This window comes from Lawsonella clevelandensis, assembly GCF_001293125.1.
In the GTDB taxonomy this organism is placed as follows: domain Bacteria; phylum Actinomycetota; class Actinomycetes; order Mycobacteriales; family Mycobacteriaceae; genus Lawsonella; species Lawsonella clevelandensis.
Genome location: NZ_CP009312.1, coordinates 768,939 through 789,170, shown reverse-complemented (window position 1 = coordinate 789,170; position 20,232 = coordinate 768,939). Strand labels below are relative to the sequence as shown.

At 60.9% G+C, this 20,232-nt stretch carries 19 protein-coding genes and 3 tRNA genes; 15 read left to right on the top strand and 7 right to left on the bottom strand.

The genetic code is table 11. From position 1 onward, the window contains the following. Positions 1-42 precede the first annotated feature (42 nt). Both IY73_RS03570 and hisC read right to left on the bottom strand, forming a co-directional pair. The gene (locus IY73_RS03570; protein ID WP_053961863.1) at positions 43-831 is read right to left on the bottom strand and encodes a DsbA family protein; all 789 of its coding nucleotides are present in this window, start codon (positions 829-831) and stop codon (positions 43-45) included. A 63-nt stretch (positions 832-894) separates the two neighbouring features. Continuing rightward, on the bottom strand, positions 895-1,989 hold the full coding sequence (gene hisC / locus IY73_RS03565; protein WP_053961862.1) for a histidinol-phosphate transaminase: 1,095 nt from the start codon (positions 1,987-1,989) through the stop codon (positions 895-897). A gap of 132 nt (positions 1,990-2,121) precedes the next feature. On the opposite strand from hisC, the gene IY73_RS03560 reads away from it, so the two are divergent. The 5 genes from IY73_RS03560 (at position 2,122) to IY73_RS03540 (ending at position 6,159) form a co-directional block, all read left to right on the top strand. Further along, a complete protein-coding gene (locus IY73_RS03560; protein WP_053961861.1) occupies positions 2,122-3,210 on the top strand; it encodes a metal ABC transporter substrate-binding protein in 1,089 nt (362 codons plus the stop codon). Between the two features lie 98 nt (positions 3,211-3,308). Then, positions 3,309-4,127, top strand: a complete 819-nt coding sequence (locus tag IY73_RS03555; protein WP_063665748.1) for a metal ABC transporter ATP-binding protein — start codon at positions 3,309-3,311, stop codon at positions 4,125-4,127. A 91-nt stretch (positions 4,128-4,218) separates the two neighbouring features. Then, positions 4,219-5,025, top strand: coding sequence for a metal ABC transporter permease (locus tag IY73_RS03550; RefSeq protein WP_237025142.1), 807 nt, complete (start codon positions 4,219-4,221; stop codon positions 5,023-5,025). After that, entirely contained in the window at positions 5,022-5,981 is a 960-nt protein-coding gene (locus IY73_RS03545; RefSeq protein ID WP_082345377.1) for a metal ABC transporter permease, read from the top strand. Before IY73_RS03550 ends, IY73_RS03545 begins: the two co-directional genes overlap by 4 nt. Before the next feature lie 91 nt (positions 5,982-6,072). Continuing rightward, positions 6,073-6,159: transfer RNA gene (locus IY73_RS03540), tRNA-Ser, on the top strand. A gap of 120 nt (positions 6,160-6,279) precedes the next feature. Here IY73_RS03540 and IY73_RS03535 read toward each other — a convergent pair. Further along, a complete protein-coding gene (locus tag IY73_RS03535; protein ID WP_053961860.1) occupies positions 6,280-8,043 on the bottom strand; it encodes a TIGR03767 family metallophosphoesterase in 1,764 nt (587 codons plus the stop codon). A gap of 203 nt (positions 8,044-8,246) precedes the next feature. Between IY73_RS03535 and IY73_RS03530 the strand changes: the two genes are divergently transcribed. Continuing rightward, positions 8,247-8,319: transfer RNA gene (locus tag IY73_RS03530), tRNA-Arg, on the top strand. A 228-nt stretch (positions 8,320-8,547) separates the two neighbouring features. Here the strand turns inward: IY73_RS03530 and IY73_RS03525 are convergent. Next, a complete protein-coding gene (locus IY73_RS03525; RefSeq protein ID WP_237025141.1) occupies positions 8,548-9,228 on the bottom strand; it encodes an SDR family oxidoreductase in 681 nt (226 codons plus the stop codon). Here IY73_RS03525 and IY73_RS08560 point away from each other — a divergent pair. Further along, positions 9,166-9,312, top strand: coding sequence for a hypothetical protein (locus tag IY73_RS08560; RefSeq protein ID WP_237025135.1), 147 nt, complete (start codon positions 9,166-9,168; stop codon positions 9,310-9,312). The two genes, IY73_RS03525 and IY73_RS08560, sit on opposite strands and share 63 nt — an antisense overlap. Positions 9,313-9,350: 38 nt before the next feature. On the opposite strand, the gene IY73_RS03520 is transcribed toward IY73_RS08560, so the two are convergent. Next, on the bottom strand, positions 9,351-10,334 hold the full coding sequence (locus tag IY73_RS03520; RefSeq protein ID WP_082346545.1) for a cyclase family protein: 984 nt from the start codon (positions 10,332-10,334) through the stop codon (positions 9,351-9,353). Positions 10,335-10,468: 134 nt separating this feature from the next. On the opposite strand from IY73_RS03520, the gene IY73_RS03515 reads away from it, so the two are divergent. The 3 genes from IY73_RS03515 to IY73_RS03505 all read left to right on the top strand — a co-directional run bounded on the left by IY73_RS03515 (position 10,469) and on the right by IY73_RS03505 (position 14,645). Beyond that, on the top strand, positions 10,469-11,245 hold the full coding sequence (locus IY73_RS03515; protein ID WP_053978836.1) for a DUF732 domain-containing protein: 777 nt from the start codon (positions 10,469-10,471) through the stop codon (positions 11,243-11,245). A gap of 826 nt (positions 11,246-12,071) precedes the next feature. Beyond that, positions 12,072-12,623 (top strand): MarR family winged helix-turn-helix transcriptional regulator, encoded by a 552-nt coding sequence (locus IY73_RS03510; protein WP_053961856.1) that lies wholly within the window; start codon positions 12,072-12,074, stop codon positions 12,621-12,623. Between the two features lie 189 nt (positions 12,624-12,812). Further along, positions 12,813-14,645, top strand: a complete 1,833-nt coding sequence (locus tag IY73_RS03505; protein ID WP_053961855.1) for an MDR family MFS transporter — start codon at positions 12,813-12,815, stop codon at positions 14,643-14,645. 104 nt (positions 14,646-14,749) lie between these two features. Here the strand turns inward: IY73_RS03505 and IY73_RS03500 are convergent, their stop codons facing one another. Continuing rightward, complete coding sequence (locus IY73_RS03500; protein WP_082346543.1) at positions 14,750-15,667, bottom strand: prephenate dehydrogenase; 918 nt, start codon at positions 15,665-15,667, stop codon at positions 14,750-14,752. Here IY73_RS03500 and IY73_RS03495 point away from each other — a divergent pair, their 5' ends adjacent. The 3 genes from IY73_RS03495 to IY73_RS03485 all read left to right on the top strand — a co-directional run bounded on the left by IY73_RS03495 (position 15,668) and on the right by IY73_RS03485 (position 16,905). Then, positions 15,668-16,234 carry a tRNA adenosine deaminase-associated protein gene (locus tag IY73_RS03495; protein WP_082345369.1) on the top strand — a complete coding sequence of 189 codons (567 nt, stop codon included), beginning with the start codon at positions 15,668-15,670 and terminating at the stop codon, positions 16,232-16,234. Then, complete coding sequence (locus IY73_RS03490) at positions 16,234-16,752, top strand: nucleoside deaminase (RefSeq protein ID WP_096334765.1); 519 nt, start codon at positions 16,234-16,236, stop codon at positions 16,750-16,752. The genes IY73_RS03495 and IY73_RS03490 overlap by 1 nt, the downstream gene beginning before the upstream one ends. 66 nt (positions 16,753-16,818) lie before the next feature. Further along, positions 16,819-16,905: transfer RNA gene (locus IY73_RS03485), tRNA-Ser, on the top strand. Between the two features lie 152 nt (positions 16,906-17,057). On the opposite strand, the gene IY73_RS03480 is transcribed toward IY73_RS03485, so the two are convergent. Beyond that, on the bottom strand, positions 17,058-17,537 hold the full coding sequence (locus IY73_RS03480) for an META domain-containing protein (protein WP_053961852.1): 480 nt from the start codon (positions 17,535-17,537) through the stop codon (positions 17,058-17,060). A 243-nt stretch (positions 17,538-17,780) separates the two neighbouring features. Here IY73_RS03480 and IY73_RS03475 point away from each other — a divergent pair, with 243 nt between their 5' ends. Continuing rightward, positions 17,781-18,755, top strand: a complete 975-nt coding sequence (locus IY73_RS03475; protein ID WP_053961851.1) for an alpha/beta hydrolase — start codon at positions 17,781-17,783, stop codon at positions 18,753-18,755. A gap of 136 nt (positions 18,756-18,891) precedes the next feature. Continuing rightward, positions 18,892-20,190 carry a tRNA guanosine(34) transglycosylase Tgt gene (gene tgt / locus IY73_RS03470; RefSeq protein WP_082346542.1) on the top strand — a complete coding sequence of 433 codons (1,299 nt, stop codon included), beginning with the start codon at positions 18,892-18,894 and terminating at the stop codon, positions 20,188-20,190. Positions 20,191-20,232: the final 42 nt, after the last annotated feature.

The following is a 20,232-nucleotide window of genomic DNA, read 5'->3' as shown; positions in this document are numbered from 1 at the left end:
GGGGCCGTCAGCCGTGAGAGCCGCAGGCGCTGCCCGAGCTGTCTACTTGTCGAGGGCTAGCAGCGCGGATTCGATGATGTCAATGTAGGTTTGTGTGTCGCGGGCCCCCAGCACCGGGTAGCCGTTGATGAGAAATGCCGGCACAGACTGGAAGCCCATAGAGTGTGCCTCCTGCTTGCCTTCCGCAATCTGCGCATCGAACTTGGTGGATTGGGCGTCCTTCATGAAGTGGTCGATGTCTTTCAGCTGCAGTTCTTCCGCCCACTTCCGCACCAGCGGCACGGTGATCTCCCCGTGGCCTTTGTGGGGCATGGTGGAGTAGATCTTCTGCATCAGCGCGTAGCCTTTGCCTTGTTGTGCGGCAGCTATGACGGCACGCGCACCCAGCAGGGATGGCTGGTCGAACAGCACCATATTGCGGAATTCGATGCGGAGTTTTCCGGTGCGCACGTATTTGTCCACCAGTTCGGGTTCTACCTGTTCCATCCACTTAGCGCAGTAGGGGCAGCGGAGGTCGCCGTAGTCGATCAGGACGACGGGGGCGTCGAGGTCGCCGATGGACAGGCCGTCGTTGCGGCGGTGGGCGAGCCCGTAGGAGTCGCTGGAGAAGCGGCCGGGGTCGATCTGCGCCTCGGGGGAGGAGAGGTTGTTCTTGTTGCTGTTGGTGGTAACGATGAGGGTGACGATGACGGCGACGATGGCCACCACAATGGTGATGAGCACCCAGGGTTCCCAGCTGCGCCAGTTGAGCCCTCCGGCTTTGCGTTGACGTTGTGCGGCGCGGCGTCGGGCGGCGCGCCGCTTCCGCTCGTCGGCGGGCTTATCGGTCATAGTGTCCTATCCTTCATCATCGTGGGGGGGGGGTCCTCACCAGCTAGCCTATCGAGCTTCGCGTTAAATTGCCGGGTAGCCTGCGATAGCGTCCAGGAACTGGTCGTTTTCGGCGCGGGTGGAGATTGTGACGCGTACACCGTCACCCACGAATCCGCGCACCAGCACTTTTTGCTCGGTCAGGTAGTCGGTCAGCTGCTGGGCGTCGGTGCGGGGCAGCCACACAAAGTTGGCCTCCGAATTGTGCACCTCAAAGCCTATAGTGCGGAGTGCCTGGGTGACGCGCTGCCGTTCCTCCACGATGGTGTCGGTGCGGGCCAGCAGCTGGTCGCGGAGGGTGAGGGCAGCCACGGCGGCAGCTTGTGCGGCCAGGCCGGTAGCGAAGGGAATCACTACTTTGCTTAGTTCCCGGCAGGTCTCCTCGGAACCCACCAGATAGCCCACGCGCAGGCCAGCCAGCCCGTACGCCTTGGAGAAGGTGCGCAACACCACCAGGTTGGGGTAGGCGGAGAGCAGTTCCATACTGTGGGGGAAGGTGCCCAGCCGGTTGTAGTGGTAGTAGGCCTCGTCGAGTGCCACCAGGACGGTACTGGGGACTTTTTGTAGGAATTCCACCAGGTCAGTGTGGCTAAAGGTTTCCCCGGTGGGGTTGTTGGGGTTGCACAGCAGCACAATGCCAGTGTTGGGGTCTTGGGCGGCTTCTGCCATGGTGTCCAGGTCATGCTTGCCGTTAGGCAGGTTGGGGACCTGTACCAGGTTAGCCTGGGCGACATGTCCCATGATGGGATAGGCCTCGAAGCTACGCCACGCCATTACCACGTTGGCGCCGGCCGGGCAGGTGGCTTGGATGAGGTGTTGGAGCAGGGAGACGGAGCCGTTGCCCACCACGATCTGGGTGGGGGCTATGTGACTGTCGGTGCTCATGTTCTGCGCTTGTAGGTCCCGGTTGAGGGCATTGGCGATGGCAGCTCGCAGTTCCGTAGAGGAGGTGTCCGGGTAGCGGTTACAGCCGCCCACGGCCGCCATCACCGCATCGAGGACGACCTTGTCGGGGCCGTCAGTTACTTCGTTGCTAGCGATCTTGATGGCGCCGGGGATGGTGCGCCCTGGAACATAGGCGGGGATGGAGGAGAGATCTTCACGGAATAACGAGGTCATGTCTTCCATCGTAGAGGGAACGTGGGGTGGAGAGTAGACTGTTGTTCAGAGCGCGTATCTTAACAGTGCACTTTCTGCCCGCCCCGCAGAACTTGTTCCCCTGCCCGCGGACCACATACGAAAGAGTCTTTCATGAAGCACGCTCCACGCCGCTCTCAGCGTTTCCTGGCTGCTGCCGCAGCCGCCGCGCTCCTCGCTGCCCCTCTTCTTTCGGGCTGCAATTCCTCCACGTCTTCTTCTGCTGGTGATGGCATCGGTGTCGTCGCTACCACCACCCAAATCTGCGACTATGTGAAGCAGATCGCCTCCGGCAGCAAGGACATCAACCTCACCTGCTTGCTGGCCCCCAACGCCTCCGCCCACGACCACGAGATGACTCCGAAGGAGATGAACGCGCTCTCCAACGCGAAGCTCTTCCTGGTGAACGGGGTGGATCTGGAGCACTTCTTGGACTCTGCGGTGGAGGCCTCCGGTTTCAAGGGCACCATGGTAGTGACGACCGGTATCCTCACCGCCAATGAGGTAAAGGACCCGTCCGCCGCCGCCCAGAATGACAAGGGTAAACCTTACAAGGTGGACCGCGGCGACCAGAAGGTGAACGTGGCCCCCTGGCCATTCGCCCCCGAACCGGGTGAGAAGGCCGAGTTCGAGTACGACCCGCACGTGTGGACCTCCCCTAAGAACGCCAAGGTGCAGGTACACAACATTGGCGAGGCTCTGAAGAAGGCAGACCCGGCCAACGCTCAGCAGTTCGGCACGATGGTGGCCAGCTACGAGAAGAATCTGGATGCCCTCGATAAGTGGGTGATGGAGGCGATGAACTCGGTGCCGGCTGGCCAGCGGGTGCTGTTCACCTCCCATGACGCATTCGGCTACTTCTCCCGCGACTACGATGTGAAGTTCATTGGGGCGGCCCTCTCAGATTTCAACGCCCAGTCGGATGCCACTGCTGCCCACATTAAGGCCTCTGCGGAAGAGGTGAAGAAGTCGGGTGCTGTGGCGCTCTTCGCCGAGAACTCCAACAACTCCAAGTCCATTGAAGCTATCGCCCGGGCTGCTGGGGTGAAGGCTGTTATTGGTGGCGATGCCCTCTATGGGGATTCCCTCGGCCCGGACGGGTCGGCCGGCGAGACCTACATTAAATCCATTGTTCACAACGTCACCACCCTCACCGAGGAGTGGGACGGCACTGTTCCGGCTCTTCCGGAAGAGCTGAAGTAACTGCAGAGTACGGCTGGTGACGTCCCACGCCTCGGTAAGGGGCTGGGGTGCCACTCTGCTCTCTGCCACCCCTAGGCTAATCACCCACAAGGACCCCTATGAGCACCGCCGCCTACCCTTCGTCCCCCACCGCGGTTCCCCCCGCCCCCGCACTGGAATTTCGCGACGCCGCCTTCTCCTATGGCGGCCCACCCGTGCTCACCGGCGTCACCGGCAGCCTCTACCCCGGTGAAGCCCTAGCCCTCATCGGCCCCAATGGTTCCGGCAAAACCACCCTCCTCTACGGCATCCTCCGCACCGTCACCGTCACCGGAGACATGGAAGTCCTTGGTGGACCCGTCAGCAAAGTCCGCAAAGGCGCCATCGGTTACGTGCCGCAGGTGGCCGACCTCGACCCTACCTTCCCCGTCACCGTCCGGCAGGTTGTTGAAATGGGTCTTTACGGTGAAGTCGGCTGGCTGGGGCGTATCACCAAAGAACGCCGCACCCGCGTCGACCAGGCGCTGGAACGGGTCGACATGCTGGGACGCGCCGGGCGTCGCTTCGGGGGCCTCTCCGGCGGCCAAAAGCAGCGTGTCCTGCTGGCCCGCTCCATCGTTGCTCGCCCGGAACTCATCCTCCTGGATGAGCCGTTCAACGGGCTGGATGAGCCGAACCGAGTGAAACTCCTGGACCTCATCCACTCCGTGAAGGCGGAGGGGGTGGCCGTAGTGGTCTCCACCCACGACATTGTGCTGGCAAAGGAAACCTGCGAGAAGGTGCTGCTGCTGGCCAATCGGCAGGTGGGCTTCGGCCCGAAGGAAGAGGTGCTGGTACCCGAGTTGGTGGCGGAGGCCTACGGCGGGCACCTACCGGAGGAGTACCACGCTGCTACCCCCACCATTCCTACCCCTCAGGAGCCGGACAACAATGGATAGCGTCGTCGCGGCGGTCATGTCGGCCCTCGAACATCTCCGCCTCGCTCTGCAGGGTGTGCCGGGGCTAGCGGCCGTCACCTCCGCTCCCTATATGTTCCGCCCCTTCATCATGCTGATGTTCCTCGGCATTGCTGCTGGCCTGGTGGGGGTTATCGTCAACTTACGCTGCCTGGAATTCAACGCAGAAGCCATGGTGCACTCTGTGTTTCCTGGCATTGTTGCGGGCGCCCTCTATTGGGGTATCGACAATATCGTGCCGGGTGCCGCCGTAGTGGCGGTTATCGTTGCGGTCGCCCTCACCTGGCTGGGGCGTTCCCGCCGCATCAACGAAGCCGGCACCGCCATAGTCCTCACCAGCTTCTTCGGCTTCGGCGTGGTGCTCTCCCTCTACAAAGGGGACATGTCTGGCCAGCTGGAGGCTCTCATGTTCGGCCGCCTCCTGGAGGTCTCCGACGCCCGCTTGGTGCAGTCCATCCTCGTTTGCCTCATCGCTCTGGTAGCCATTGGGGTGTCGTGGCGTGCCCAAGTGTTCCGCGCCTTCGACCGGGACGGGGCCATGGCCTCCGGTATGAGTGCTACGGCTGTGGATTTCCTGGCCAATGCCGCTATTGCCGCGGTGGTGGTGGCATCTAGTTCGGCGGTGGGAGTGCTGCTGGTGATCGGCTACCTGGTGGTGCCGGGGGCGGCTGCCCGCCTGGTGACGCACCGCATTTCCACTATGGTACCGGTGGCCATTCTGGTGGGTGTGGTTGGCGGTTGGTTCGGTATGTGGTTGATGACGGTGGACTCCCCACACCCCATTTCCCCGCAGGCTGCTGTCGCCTTGTCGGTGTTGGCACTGTATGCCCTGTTGCTGCCGGTGGGCTATGTGATGCGGAAGCGGGGTACCGGGGCATGAGTTTCCTTACCCTTGCTGCCGCTGGCAGCTCCGCTGCTGCCGTTAGTACGTCTACTGTCACCGCCAGTATCTCCGCTGCTGCCGTAGATGTAGCCAGCGTGTCCGGCTGGCAGATTCTCCGCCTGCCCCTCCTGGAGGCCATCCTGGTGGGGGCACTTGGTGGACTGGTAGGCTGCTTGGCCGTCCTCCACCAGCGCATTTTCTTTACCGAGTCCGTCACTCACGCTACTTTCCCCGGCGCTGTACTGGGTGTGGTGTGCGCGGTGCCGCTGGCTGCCGGTTTGTCCACTATGCAACGCCATATGGTGCTGTCCTTGTGCCTCTTCGCCGGGGCGGCCCTCATGTGTATACCGATGGCCTGGCTTATGCACCGGCTGGCGCGCATTCCCGGCCAATCCTCGCAGGCGGCCGCAGGAATTGTGCTCACCCTAGGTTTTGCGCTGGGCTACTTCCTGCTGAAGTGGTTCCAGCCGCTGCCGTTGCGCATCGAAAGTTTCCTTACCGGCTCCATTGTGAGTGTGCGGCCGGCGGATGTGGTGGCTGCTGCGGTTGTGCTCCTGGTGGCGGTTGTGGTGGTGCTGGCGGTGGGGAACAAGCTGGTGTTTTATGCCTTTGATGGGTCTGGGTTCCGGGCGGCGGGGCTGTCTGGGGCACGTGCCGAGGGCATTATTTTGATGCTTATTGTGGCGACCATTGTGGTGCTCATTCCCGCGGTGGGAACTATTCTGCCGGTGGCGTTGGTGGCGGCTCCGGCTGCCGGATTGACACCTCTGGTGAAGTCCTGGCGGACTCTGTTTGTGGTGGCGCCGCTGGCGGGTGTGGGCATTGCGCTGCTGGGTGTGGTGGTGAGTGTGCTCTTTGAGTTGTCGGCGGGCGGCATGATTGCTGTTATGGCGGGGCTCTTCTACCTTGTCATGATGCTTGTGCAGCGGTTGGTGTGCCGGGTGCGTGGCTAAATGCCTAGGCTGTGTTGCTTTTTTCACCCGTGGCCTAATAAACTTGCAGCCAGTGTTCACGTGGTTCGCCACGGTTCACATAACTTCACCTGGAGGCGTGCCAGAGCGGCCGAATGGGGCTCCCTGCTAAGGAGTTGACCCCTTGCGGGGTCCGGAGGTTCAAATCCTCTCGCCTCCGCAGTTATGACGGACCCCCGATTGCATCAGCAGTCGGGGGTCCGTCGTTTTCTCATTATTCACGCGGCACAGGCAGTCCACGCCGCGCAGGCAGTCTGCCGGGGCTGCTCTGCCGGGCTGTCTAGTGGCCCAGCAGGTTGGTCAGCGGGTTGGTCAACACCAGCTCGGTATTGCCATCACGCACCGTCCCAATCAGCGACTTCCAGTCATTCTCGAAGTCGTTCAGTGCCAGCTCCCGGTAGAGGGAGGCCAACCGGTCCTGCACATTAGTGGCCGCATCGGGGTTGTGTGGAATGTCTGGCTCGAAGAGGGTGGTGAAGAGGGAGAGTGTGCCGTCATGGTTATCGGCCAGCTCGATCATGCGTCCCATGTGGGGCCAGTCCACGAAACTCGGCGTATTGATCTCCCAGAAGCTGCGTAGCGGGTTGCTGTGCTTGTGGGGGGTGATGCAGCTGGCGTGCGTGTGTCCGTTCACCCACGCCACCACGCTGGGGAAGCGTTGCAGGAGGGTGATGATCTCTGTGGCGCTGTGGCTGGAGAGACAATCCTCACCGTCCCGCGGAGTGGCTTTGCCACGACTGTCGATGTTGGTGGAGGGGTGGTGGCTGAAGAGAAACACCAGCTTGTCTTTGACACCGGTGCGGTGGAGGGTGCCATCGGCATCAAAGTAGCGGGAGTTGAGACGCTTCAACTGCTGCTCCAGCCAGGCCATTTGTCGGCCACCCAGCCACCCGTCCGGCCCGCCGTCGGGTTTGTTGGTGTCTAGCACGATACCGGCCACGCCGGGCACCATTTCGAACAGGTAGTAGGGGCGGGTGTTGGTGCCGGTAAACCCGTGGCCGCGGGGGCCGGGGCCCAGGTTTTCGGGTTTGAAGTGTTCGTTGACGAAGTCGGTGATGCTGAAGGGGGTGCGTCGTTTGTCGGGGGTGACGGTGGTGAGAAATTCCTTCTTACCGGTGATGATGTCCACCAGCGGGTTGGTGTCCTTGTCGAGCTCTGGGTAGGTGTTGCCGAGTATGTCGTCGAGGTCGAGGTTCATGAGTTTCTTGTTGCCCACGTAGAACTGGTCCACGATGGGGCTGTCGGGGAAGGCCCCGATGAAGCAATTGTCATGGTTTCCGTAGACGCTGTACCAGGGCACTGTGAGACCCGGGCAGTGGACGGGAGTGCGGAGCAGGGTGTGCCAGAAGTCGCGGATGGTGGGGAAGCCGCGGTTCTTGTAGATGTCGGCGACGGAGCTGCTGGGCTGCCAGTAGTAGGGGTCGCCGGTGGCCCCTACTCCTTCCCACTTGTGGGGGTTGCCGGTGTTGGCGATGAAGGAGCCGCCGTTGAGCATCCGCATCACCCAGTCCAGTTCGACCTTTTCGTGGTTGTCGGTGGCGTCACCGCCCATCACCACAAAGTCCAGGTGGCGGCCGGTGATGGGTCCGTAGGGGTAGCGGTTGATACGTTTGACGGCGGCGTTGATGCCGAAGGGGATGAGGGGTTCGTGGGGGCGGTAGGCGGAGCGGATGCGGGCGTGGGCGAACTCCATGCGGGAGGGGGATTGTGCGTCGGTGACGTGGAGGTCGGTGATTTGTGCGAAGGCCAGCAGGGGGTGGGTGGGGCGGAGACTGCGGCGCTTGGCCAGGTCGGTGCGGGTGACCAGGGGGAAGGGTGTGCCGGCGATGGCGGGGGACCAGGTTTTGCCCACTTTGCGCTGGATGGTGATGAATTCGAGGGCGGTGGCCTGGATGCGCACGTTTTTGAGGTAGGGGCGCGTGGGTGGGGTGGCGGGGGCTGCCCAGGCGGTGGGGCTGGCGATGCTGAGGTGCGAGGTGGCGAGGGCTCCGGCAGCGAGTGCGCTGTAGCCGAGGAATGTGCGACGGGACATGCCTTCTGACATGACTTCTCCTTCACATGTGTAGAGAGGGTGGTGCCGGAGGGGAGACGTCGAGAGGTGAGCTGGGTAACGTTCCGGTAGGTTAAATGCAATTGTCACGGGGGCGAATTCCAGTCTAAAGAGAGTGCTCGCTTGTGGGAAAGGTTGGACAATTTTGTTTCCGCCACAAAAACGCATATACTTCTTTTTGCTGAACTTAACAGTGGGCGCTCGTAGCTCAACGGATAGAGCATCTGACTACGGATCAGAAGGTTGGGGGTTCGAATCCCTTCGAGCGCACGGCTAGAGCCCTAGTGTATAAGCTTTTAAGCTTTCCACTAGGGCTTTTTCGTATTTTCCTCGCGCCGCTCTGGCCTGCATAAACGCTATCTAGGCGTTTATCTGTGTCCCCACTATGTCACCAGAAATGGGGGCTGCACGCTGCTGTTATATCGTCGTCAGCACATTGCCTAGCATTGCTAGGTCAACGCCAGGTCAACGGGCGTGTCGGACTCTCAACACCAGCCCCTAGGGGCCGAATCGCAGTCCCATGCCACCGGCCACATCGAGGATTGCCCCGGTGATGTAGGAGGCCCGCTCGCTCGCCAGGAAAGCCACGGCGGCAGCGAGCTCCTCCGGTTTACCAAAACGGCCCAGCGGAATGTCTTCGGCAGCGGTGCGGTCGAGGAATTCTTGGGTGCTGAGCTCTGGGCTCCGCTTCTGGTGGATGTTGTCCCACTGGGGGGTATGGATACATCCAATGTTGATGGAGTTCACCAGGATATTGTCCTTGGCTAGCTCGGCCGCCCAGGCTTGGGTGAGGTTGGCCCCCGCGGCGCGGTGCACACTGGTAGAGAAGAACCGGTAGTCGGGGCTGTGCTGGTAGACCGACCCAATGGTGATGATCCGTGCCTGGTCGCTCTGTCGCAGGTAGGGAAGGGTGCGGCGGATGATGCGTTGCCAGGAGAGCACCTTGGTGTTGTAGTCGGCCAGTAGGGCGTCGTCGTCTAGGGTTTCGCCACTGCCGGGGTGGGCTCCGCCGGCATTGTTGACGACGATGTCGATGCCGCCCAGTTTTTGCACGGCAAAGTCGATGAACTGGTCGAGTTCGCCGGCGTCGCGGACGTCCACGCTGGTGCCGTCAACTTGACCGTATTCGGAGAGGCGCTGGATGGCGTCTTCGACTTCCTGGGCGTTGCGGGCGCAGATGACAACGCTGGCTCCTTCTTTGAGGAGTTCCTGCGCGGGGCGGTGGCCATGGTGGGCCCTTCTGTGCTCTGGGTGGGATGTTAATGCTGGGGGGGCAGGCTCGTCAGTCCTGGGGCTGTTCTTTAGCCCTGGGGGACTGGTTCTGTAGTCCGGGGGACTGGTTCTGTAGTCCGGGGGACTGGTTCTTTAGTCCGGGGGACTGGTTCTGTAGTCCGGGGGACGACGGCAAACACGCGGGCGGGGAAGCCGGTGCCGTCCTTGGGCTTGGCCCAGGTGGCGACGATCAGCGCGCCCGTCTCCGGTACCTCGGCCAGGTTGTCCAGCAGTTCAATCTGCCAGCGGTCCTGCTGCAGCCACCACAGTTCGCTGCCGAAGTCGCCGTCGTCAATGCTGCGGCCGGAGTCTGTGTCGGTGGTTTCGTGTCCGATGGCCAGCACGTCGCGCTCTTCGCGCAGGAAGCGGATGGCGTCCACGGTCCAGCCGGGGTAGTGGCGTTTGCCGTCCGCGTCGAAGTTCTCCAGGGTGTTGTTGTCCCAGCGCTGCGACCAGTCGGTGCGTAGCGCCACGAAGGATTCGGGGGGAATGCGACCGTTGCGTTTCTCCCACTCCAGAATATGGTCGACGCTCACCTGCAGGTCAGGGTTTTGGGCGGCTTCGTTGTGTAGGTCGAGCACTGCCAGGGGGAGGATAGATTCGCTGACGGGAATGTTGTCTAGGGTGCGGGCGCCTTCGACGAAGTGGATGGGCGGGTCCACGTGGGTGCCCCACTGGCCGACGAGGCTGTAGCGATCCACGTGGAAGCCGGTGCCGGCGACGGTGAAGACGGTCTCTCGTTCCTCGTCGGGAAGGAGGTGGAATTTGGGTTGGCCGGGGAAGAAAGTGTGGGTGAGATCTACCCACGTGTAGTCGCGGCGGAGGGTGGCTGCCAATGCCCAGAGGCTGTGGTGGGCGGTGTTGGGGGAGTCGTTTTTGCGGTCGTCGTAGGCGTGCGTGCCGGCGGCGTGGCTATCGGCAGTGTGGAGGTCAGCCGTAGGGCTGTCGTTAGGGTACGTGTTGCTAATGGTCGTGGTGGTGGCGTTGGTGGCGTCGGTGGTGATGGTGCTCATGGCGGTTCTCCTAAGTTTTGTTGGTGTGTTTGTGTGTTGGTGTGTTGGTGTCGACAGTAACGGGGGTGGCGTTGGCCCAACAGAGTTTTCCTAATGGTGGTTTTTAATCTGGCTTTGCCGGTAGGTTGAGTCCTATGAGTATCTCCAACCTGGATGGCAAGCAGGCCAGCGCTACTTTCGATAGCCACACGAACACCGTCACCCTGACGCATGAGGACCCCCGCAAAAACCAGGGTCAGCCGGTGGAGATTCCGGTGGGCGCATTGCGGAGTGTGGCGTGGCAGCGTGCCCCACAGGAAGGTAAGGAGAAGCCTGGCACGGTGGTGTTCACGTTCCGTAACGTGCCGCAGGATCTACCGAAGCAGATGCAGGTTGGCCGGGTAGAGGCGGCCACCACGCGCACCAATGTGGAGTTTGTGCAGGAGCTGCAGGAAGCCATTGCGCACACGCGGCCGGACGAGATGTGGCAGCAGCCGGTGGATATGAAGACGTTTGCGCAGCTGCAGCAGCGGCGGGTGTGGGGGAAGACGCTGCTGACGGTGCTGCTGGTGGCGGTGGTGACGGCTGCGCTTGCGTTGGGAGTGCGGGCGTGGCGGGATAACCATGGGGGTGCTAGTAACCAGGCGGGGGATGCTTTGGCGTCGATGTCCGAAGAGCAGAAGGCACCGTTGTTCCACAATTATCTTGTGACGGTGGGGATTAAGGGGACTCAGGCGGATGAAGTGGCGGCGGCAAAGTCGGTGTGCCGGCAGTTTGATAAAGGTTATTCTTTCGATCAAATCGCTATGGCACTGCTGCTTGTTGACAATGGGATGACGGCTGAGCAGAAGGGCCAGTTTATTGGGGTGTCGGTGAGCTGGTGGTGTCCACAGCACCAGGTCGCACTGCATGCGGGAGTGTCTGAAAAATAGGGGGCTTGAGACAAGGGTGGGTACTCCCTGTCGGGGTGGTGATGAGTCCCGTAAACAGGCAATAAGGAAAAAAAGTTGCCAAAGTTTCCGGCTATGTTCTACGCAAATTGGGCAATTGATTGGGTATCTGTCCAACCGCATTTTTCGCGTAACATAGGTTTGTCCACAGTGGATAACAGATTACAAATAACAAATTTCTTTCCGAAAGATGATTATTTCATAGTCTAAAAAATATGATTTAACAGCAGTTAATCGAGAAAGTAAGAAAGTTATTTTCACAATTTACAGGTTTACAGTGTTTTTCCACATTAAATTGCTAGTGGACACCGTGGAAAGTTATCTCAGAGTGATTTCGCGCATGTGTAAATAGAAACTTGGTCATCTGGCTAGTCAATCATGGGCGAGGTATGTACACTGAAGGCGGGACAAAAACGAATAGTGTTGATAGTCCTCAAAGACTGCCGCCTTTTGAGCGATTGAGGCGGCGAAGTGACTGTGGCGTTGCCTGACGGATGGGAGACCGTTAGTGCAAGAGAGAGAGCGCCGGTATTGTGTGCAGTCACTTACTTGAAGAGGCCGAGAAACGATATACATGGGAGCAATTAGTAGTCGTTTCTCGGCCTCTTTCTTTATGCCCTCATTCCCCTCTCGTGTGCCCTGTACGACCTACAGGTGTACGATCATCCGACTCGCGAACGGTATCTCCCACACCTAGCGTGCAGATAGTTACCGCATTGTCAGCACCTATCTTCCACGATTCGGTATGTGCCGGTATGAGATGCCTACAATTTGTATTCATTCCGAATACAAATTTATAGTGGAGTGCGTGAGCGAAACCCCAGAGAACCGTCAACCTATCGCGAATCTCGCCGCCGAGATCGCTCGGCTGAACCGTACCTACCGGCGCGTCGCCATCGCCATCGGCTCCTCATCAGGCCTCAGCCACACCGAATTTGGCATCCTCTGGCACCTCAAACTTGAAGAGGACTTCTACACCCGCGCCCAAGAAAAAGGCACCATCGCCGGGCCCCACAGCGAAGACTGCCCCAACGGCCACCCCATCGGCACAAAAGGCGGGATCCGCATCAACGACATCGCCACCATCCTCCACCTCAGCCAGTCCGTCATCTCCCGGCAAGTGGCCAGCATGGAAGAACGCGGCCTCACCTCCCGCACTCCCGACCCCCAAGACGCCCGCGCCACCTTCATCACCCTGAGCGATAAAGGCCGAACCACCCTCAAAGAGGTCATCGAACAACACTCCGTGTTCACCAAAGAAGCCCTCGAGACCTGGTCCGACGACGATATCGAACACGTCACCCACATACTCGAACGCCTCAGCGCAGACATGCGGAAAAAACTCCGAGACAACCCCTAACCCCACCACCCGACGCCACCCCCAGCCCGCAGGCCAGATTCCCCATAGGACAGGGCGTCACCACACCCCGTCTCCTCGCACCCCGTCGCCCCGCACCACCCGGCCCACAGGCCACACGTCACCCGGCCCCACATGAGCCACATACACCATAAACGCACGAAAAACGACGAAAAGAAACAAAGGACAGCAGTGAACGACAAGCAAGGAAAGAAGGCGCGCCGGCGCGAAGTGCTTCAAGCACTAGCCGGCGTGATGGTTGGGATGTTCGTCGCTATGACGTCGCTGACCATCGTGGGCACCTCTCTGCCCACCATGATTAAGGAACTGCATGGCTCTCAAACCTCCTACACCTGGGTGGTGACGGCCAGCATGTTGTCCTCCACGATTGCCACTATCATTGCCGGAAAACTTGCCGACCAATTCCACAAGAAACACCTGCTGATGGCCGGCTTCGTTATCTTCGCCATCGGTTCGTTGCTGTCAGGTTTCGCGTGGAATACCAGTGCCCTCATCGGCTTCCGTATTGTTCAGGGCCTCGGCCTCGGCCTGCAGATGTCCCTCTCACAGGCTGTCTTCGCCACCGTCACCAGTCCCCGTGAACGCGGCCAATACAACGGCTACCTCGGTGCCGTCATTGCCGTTGCCACCGTCGCTGGACCTGTCCTCGGCGGCTTCATCGTAGACCTCATGGGCTGGCGCTGGTGCTTCTGGATCGGCGTCCCCTTCACCGTCATCGCCATGATCGTCGTCCAGCTCAAACTGACCGTCCCAGCTGCCCCCAAGCGGAAGCCAAGAGTCGACTACCTGGGCGCCATCCTCGTCACCCTCAGCGTTACCGTTTTCATGCTGTGGATGTCCGAAGCCTCCAAGAAGGTATCCCCCGCCACCTGGCAGTTCTGGGTACCGCTCATTGTTTCCATCGCCATCGGCGTGGGCTTCATCTTCTGGGAACACAAGGCTGCCGAACCGATCATCCCCTTCGACGTGCTCAACAGCCGCGTTACAAAACTCGCCGTTGCCGTCTCCATCGTCCTGGGCATCTCCCAGAACTCCGTCGGCGTCTTCATGGGTCAGTACTTCCAGATGGGCCGTGGATACACACCCACCCACTCTGGCCTCGCCCTACTTCCCATTGTTCTCGGCTCCCTCGTTGCCTCCACCGTCTCCGGCTTCATCGTGTCCGCCCGCGGAAAATGGAAGCCCTCCGTCACCTTCGGTATCGGCATCATGATGCTCGGCACCATCATGATGAGCTTCTGCGACGCCAACACCCCCTTCTGGTTCATTGCCATCGGCCTCATCCTTATCGGTAGTGGTCAAGGTGCCTCCATGCAGAATCTCGTGCTCGCCGTCCAGAACACTGTCGCCTACAAGGACATCGGCGCCTCCACTGCCGTCGTCACTTTCTCCCGTTCCATGGGCGGCACCATCGGACTGCAGGTACTGGGTGCCTTCTTCAACCGCAACCTCACTGACAATGTCACTGCCGGAGCTCATACCCTCGTCAAACAAGGTGTCAACGCGAAACAGCTCACCGAACTCACCCACGTGGGAGACCTGTCGGTACTGTCCTCCGGCGATAGAGTCGCGAAGATGGTGATGAACGCCTACGGCGACTCGATTAACATCATCTTCATCTGCATCGGAATCGTGTCCATCCTCGCCTTCATCGGTGTGCTTTGTATGCGTTCCACCGTGCTGCGCGACTCTATCGACCTGGAACCTTCCGAATACGACTCCAAGAACACTGCCGCCGGTGCCGCTGCCGCCGGTGCCGCTGCCCGCCAAAGCAAAAGCAAGAGCGAAGGCCAGAGCAAAGGGAAGAATGTCGCTGGGGTGGCCGACACCGCCGAGCGCGGAGTTCCTCTGCCGCGTACCGCCGACCGCGACGACCTCCAACCCATGGACCTGGGCGAAGTGTGGGACCTGGGCGACAACGTCCGCCTGCAGCGTGTGTACAGTCCCGGCACCGGCCCCAAGCACGCCACCGCCGAGCACACTCTCGGACCGGTCGACGCCTAACCCCTGGGTGGCCGCCCACTCCGTCTAGCAGAACCAAGTGAAGCCGGAGACTAAAGTCACCCGTGTCCCACCCGCCCACTAACCGCAGCGGCAGCCTACCCGGTTTAGCGGCCTAACTCCTTCATCATGGTGCGATAACTCTGGTGCGCGGCATACCCTGCCTCCACCAGAATTTCGCATGTCCCCTGCTGGGACAGCTCATCGTAGCTCTGCTGCAGCAGTGCAATTGTCTTCGCCAACACCGGCAGCACCGCCTCGCGGTTCCCCTCACACATGGCCCGCACCAGCGCCGGGGCCGACCCCGCCACACGCGTCCCATCGCGGAATGACCCTGCCGACAAGCACAATGCAGTATCGCCGCCCCCCACCTGCTCTGTTACTGCCGCCACTGAGAGCGCCTCCGCCACCAAGTGCGGCACATGCGAAATACAGGCCACCGCGCCGTCATGCGACAACGGGTCCGTCTCCACCACCACACTGCCGGCCGTTTCCGCAATCTCTCGGACGCGGGCGGTGACGGACTCCGCGCCACCCGTCATCACCACCCAGGTGGCGTTCTCAAAGAGCGAAGGATCCGTCGCAGCCCAGCCCGAATTCTCCGTCCCCGCCATCGGATGTGAGCCCACATAGGTGGCAGCCAACCCCGCCTCCTGCACCGCCCGCAGCACCTCCACTTTCACCGACACCACGTCGGTCAGCGGGCACTGGGGGGCATATTCGGCAATCTGCACCAGCAGCTCCCGCAGTGCAAACAGCGGCACTGCCACCACCAGTAGCGCATCCTCCCGGGCGGCCCGCTGCAGTGTCGCCGGCAGGTCCCCAGACACATCCATTCCGTCCAGTGACGCTTGCTCTACGGTTGCGATACTACGGTTCCACCCGAACGCCGGATAGCCGCACGCTGTCACCCTCCGTAGCAGGGAACCGCCGATGAGGCCCAGACCCAGCACACAAACAGACTGTGATGGAGACTTCTTCAGAGGGGACTGACAATTCGAGTTCATATCGCTACCGTATGTCATATGGCAAAGAATTACCCGCAGAACAACCGTTTACAGAACGATTATGAGGACTTGCGGAACGTGCGACCCACCGGGGCAAACCCGCCGGAGAACACCACTGCAGCACCATCGTACGGTCTAGCAGTGGCCCGCCCAGATAACATCTGGCGCGTCACCCGTCTGTCTGCCGACGCTTTCGACAATTACCGACTCTTTGAAGACGCAGTGCGCAGTATCCGTGCCGAGGGTGTGAACTTTGGCATCCTCAACCGCGCCTGCGAATACTTCATCATCGTCCGGCCTGGACCCAACGGCACCAAGCTCTTCGTTAGCGACCTCGACGCCGCCCTTGACGACGACTTCGTCATCGACGCCTTGGAGGACCGCGGTTACGAGACAGAAATTGACGAAGACTGGGAAGGCTCCTGGGGCATCGGCGACTTTAACATACTGGAGGACCTAGGTTTGGTGGAATCCGTCCTCAGCGTCATTGTGGACGATGACGAGAGCTGGGCTGACGACCAGATTATGGAGATCGCAGAGACGCTCGGATTTGACGAGGAACTGGAGCAGGCGGTCGAGATTTAGTGGCCCTCATCGGTAGGGGTCTGCCCCAACCCTCCCCAGCGGCTTCTGATGAGGCATTGGTGCGCCGGGCGTTAGCACTGCTCGTTGACGATGCTGGCCACGATGTGCGGCCCGCCGACTGCCAGGCCGACGTACCGGTGGCTGCCCTGGTGGTGGATCCGCAGGGGAGGGTAGTAGCAGAGGCCGTCAACCGGCGGGAAGCCGACGGGGACCCCACGGCACATGCGGAAGTGCTGGCGCTGCGGGCGGCCGCTAAATCGGTGGGGGACGGGTGGCGCCTGGAAGGGTGCACCCTGGTAGTGACGTTGGAGCCCTGCCCGATGTGTGCGGGGGCTGCAGTGGGAGCGCGGGTGCAGCGGATTGTCTTCGGGGCGTGGGAGCCCAAGACGGGTGGGTGTGGTTCGTTGATTGATATTCCGCGGGTGCCGGGTGCGGCGTTTGTGCCAGAAGTGGTGGGGGGTGTGTGTGAGGCGCCCTGCGCGGCGGTACTGGAGAGGTTTTTCCGTGCTAAGCGCTAGGGGTGGGGTGGATGGCCTGGCACGTCCACTTTCCTCTTTTCGCACAATTCACGTATAGTTTTCCCCGGTGGCGTGTCTGAGCGGCCGAAGGTGCTCGCCTCGAAAGCGAGTGTTGGTTAACCCCAACCGCGGGTTCAAATCCCGCCGCCACCGCGGTGAATAGTTCAGCCCCGCATATGGGAAATCCGTTGCGGGGCTGAACTTTATATTCTATTTGTCGGGTTGCTGTGACGGCAGCGTTACAGCGCAGTGTAACAGGACAGTGTTGCAGGACAGTGTTGCACAGGCGAGCTGTGTGCGCAGTGCTAGTGCTTCTCGGGGTGGGTGTTGCGGTTGCTGAACACCATGGTGTTGGTGGAGAGGACACCTTTGGTTCCGGCCAGGTAGAGGGAGAGGTGTTGTTCTCCGCCCGGGAGGGTGACGACCTTGTATCCGTTGGGGCGGCTAAAGAGTGCGGTGAAGGCCTGCTGGGTGGCCTGCCCTTGGGAGCAGTAGCGGCTGGTGGTGGCAATAGGTCCGAAGGTGAGGACGTTGCCAGCAGGAGAGCGGGTAATGGTGTAGTTGCCGAACACCAAATTGCAGGAGTCGCTTCCAGATACCTTGCCGTTCTCAAGTTTTAGGTGGCCGCCGTCGGGGCTGAGGTAGTGCCAGTTGATGCCTTCGATGATGGGTGTGGGCTGGGGGAGACAGGCGGAGGCGATACCGGTGGAGAGCGCGGTACTGGCGATGAGGGCGAGGGCGCCGGCGAGGGGGGCGCGCAGGGTGCGGATGGGGAAGCGTTTCATATCATCCTCCTCAACAAGAAAATGAAACTTAAGTTACGAATGTGATGCGTGATGCAGTGAAGTAGGTCAATCGTCTAAAACGTTGAGCTTCTCTGATTATAACAACCTGATGACCGTGTTTCTCCCCATAAAATAACCCTTACCAGGTCAAAGGGTAAATAATTAGTTGTGGACTCGTCGTTGTAGCTGTGTAGACTAGGTGGGTATTTCCTCACTATCACCATATATAGGAAAGAGAAGCGTATGCGTCGACATTTCGCTAAGACACTGGTCGCAGCGACCACCGCCCTCGCGGTAGGTTTCGGACTTAACGCCGCTCCTGCAGAGGCAGCCCCCACGGGAAAGCTTGTGAGCAAGCGCTGGATCGGAAACCAGCTCATGGAAGTCAAGGTGTACAGCCCCTCCATGAAGCGCACCATTACCAACCAAGTGATGACCCCTCCGAATATGGGGCGGGCTCCCGTCTTCTACCTCCTCTCTGGCATGTTCGGCGGCAATGGCGACCAGTGGTCCCACCCTGCCTCCGGGGCCCGCAAGTTCTTCCGTAATAAGAACGTCTACGTGGTCAACCCCCTCGGTGCTCCGTCCACCTACTACACGGACTGGTATCGTGAGGACCGCACCCTGGGCTACAAGCCGATGTGGGAAACCTACCTCACCCAGGAACTTCCCCCTGCCATTGCGCGCGCTTTCAAGACCACCGGTCGTAACGCCATCGCCGGCTACTCCATGTCCGCCGGCACCGCCCTGGCCCTGCTGGCCCACCACGGTAAGCTCTACGACGCTGGCGCCTCCTACTCCGGCTGCCCCGTCTCCGCGAACCCGCTCAGCCAGCTTGTCATCATGAACTCCATGGTTATCAACACCCCCGGCGTGAACCCGCTGAACGCCTACGCTGGCTTCATCTCCCCCGCCTGGTACCACTACGACCCGGCCCTGCACCTGGACAAGCTGCGCGGTAAGCCGATCTTCCTGTCGGCCTCCCTCGGCAAGCCCCATATGCCACCGGACGACCACGACATGAGCAAGCAGCCCGACAAGTCCATGGTCGAATTCGGTGCCTACCTGTGCACTGGCCTCTTCCGCGGCATGGCTAACGCTGCTGGCGTCAAGTACGAGTACTTCAACCAGCCCTACGGTGCCCACAGCTTCGGCCAGTTCGGTCAGGCCATGCGCAAGAGCTGGCCGATGATCGCCCGCGCGCTGCACACCCGCTAAGCCACCCGGCGATTACTCGTCACAACTCAACAACACCACACCACCGCTCCGTGCTTACCGGCCGTGCCCACTGACTGTGTTCACTGCACAAGGCCACAAAGCCGGGGTGGTGGTGTCTCTTATATACAATGTCTGCATGACAGTCGATCAGCAGCCGCGTACCCCCTTCACCCTGGGTGCCTACCTCAGCGAACCCACCAGCGGTGAACCCATCACCCGCCGCCACACAGGGGAACCACTCGGCCGCACCGGCACCATCCACACCCCACACGGGGACATCCACACCCCCGCCTTCATTCCCGTCGGCACCCGCGCCACCGTCAAAACCCTCACCCCAGAGCAGATCCGCTCCACCGGAGCACAGGCTGTCCTCGGCAACGCCTACCACCTCTACCTACAGCCCGGCCCCGACATTGTGGACGAGGCCGGTGGCATTGCCACCTTCATGAACTGGGACGGCCCCACCTACACCGACTCCGGCGGCTTCCAGGTACTCTCCCTCGGCTCCGGTTTCAAGAAAGTGCTGGCCGCCGAATTTGCCGGCACCGACCGCGACGGCGAAGTCCGCAAGGGCAAAGAACGCATGGCCAATGTGGACGACGACGGCGTCACCTTCCGCTCCCACCTCGACGGCTCCCTGCATCGCTTCACCCCCGAAGTCTCCATGCAGATCCAGCACCACCTGGGGGCAGACATCATCTTCGCCTTCGATGAGCTGACGACTCTCCTTAACTCCCGCGGGTACCAGGAAGAAGCCCTGGAACGCACCCGCCTGTGGGCAGAACGCTGCTTGGCGGAACACAGCCGGTTGACGGCAGAACGCACCCACTGCCCCCCGCAGGCCCTCTGGGGTGTCATCCAAGGCGCCCAATATGAAGACCTGCGCCGGAAAGCTTGCCGCGACCTCCAACAACTCTCCTTGGAGTCGGAGGAACGTGGTGGAGTGGGCTTCGGTGGCTTCGGCATTGGTGGTGCCCTCCAGAAAGAAAACCTGGGCACCATCGTGGGCTGGTGCAACCAAGAACTCCCCGAGGACAAGCCGCGCCACCTACTGGGCATTTCCGAACCGGACGATATTTTTACTGCCGTGGAAAACGGTGCCGACACCTTCGACTGCGTAGCACCCAGCCGGCTGGGCCGCCACGGTGGCGTCTACACCAAGGATGGCCGCATGAACCTGGTGGCCGCCAAGTATAAACGGGACTTCCGCCCCATTGACCCGGAATTAGCGTCCTACACCTCGCAGAATTACAGCCGCGCCTACCTGCGCCACCTGCTGAAATCGGGGGAGAAGCTGGGTCAGACCCTCTGCACCATCCACAACCTGTTCTTTATTGTGCAGCTGGTGGACGGTATTCGGGAGGCCATGGACAACGGCACCTACTGGGAGTACAAGGCGGAGGTGCTGGGCCGCTACTACGGCGGCACCCGCTAGCGTGGCCGCCATCGAGCAGGCGCGGGCACGGGGCGGTCGTCT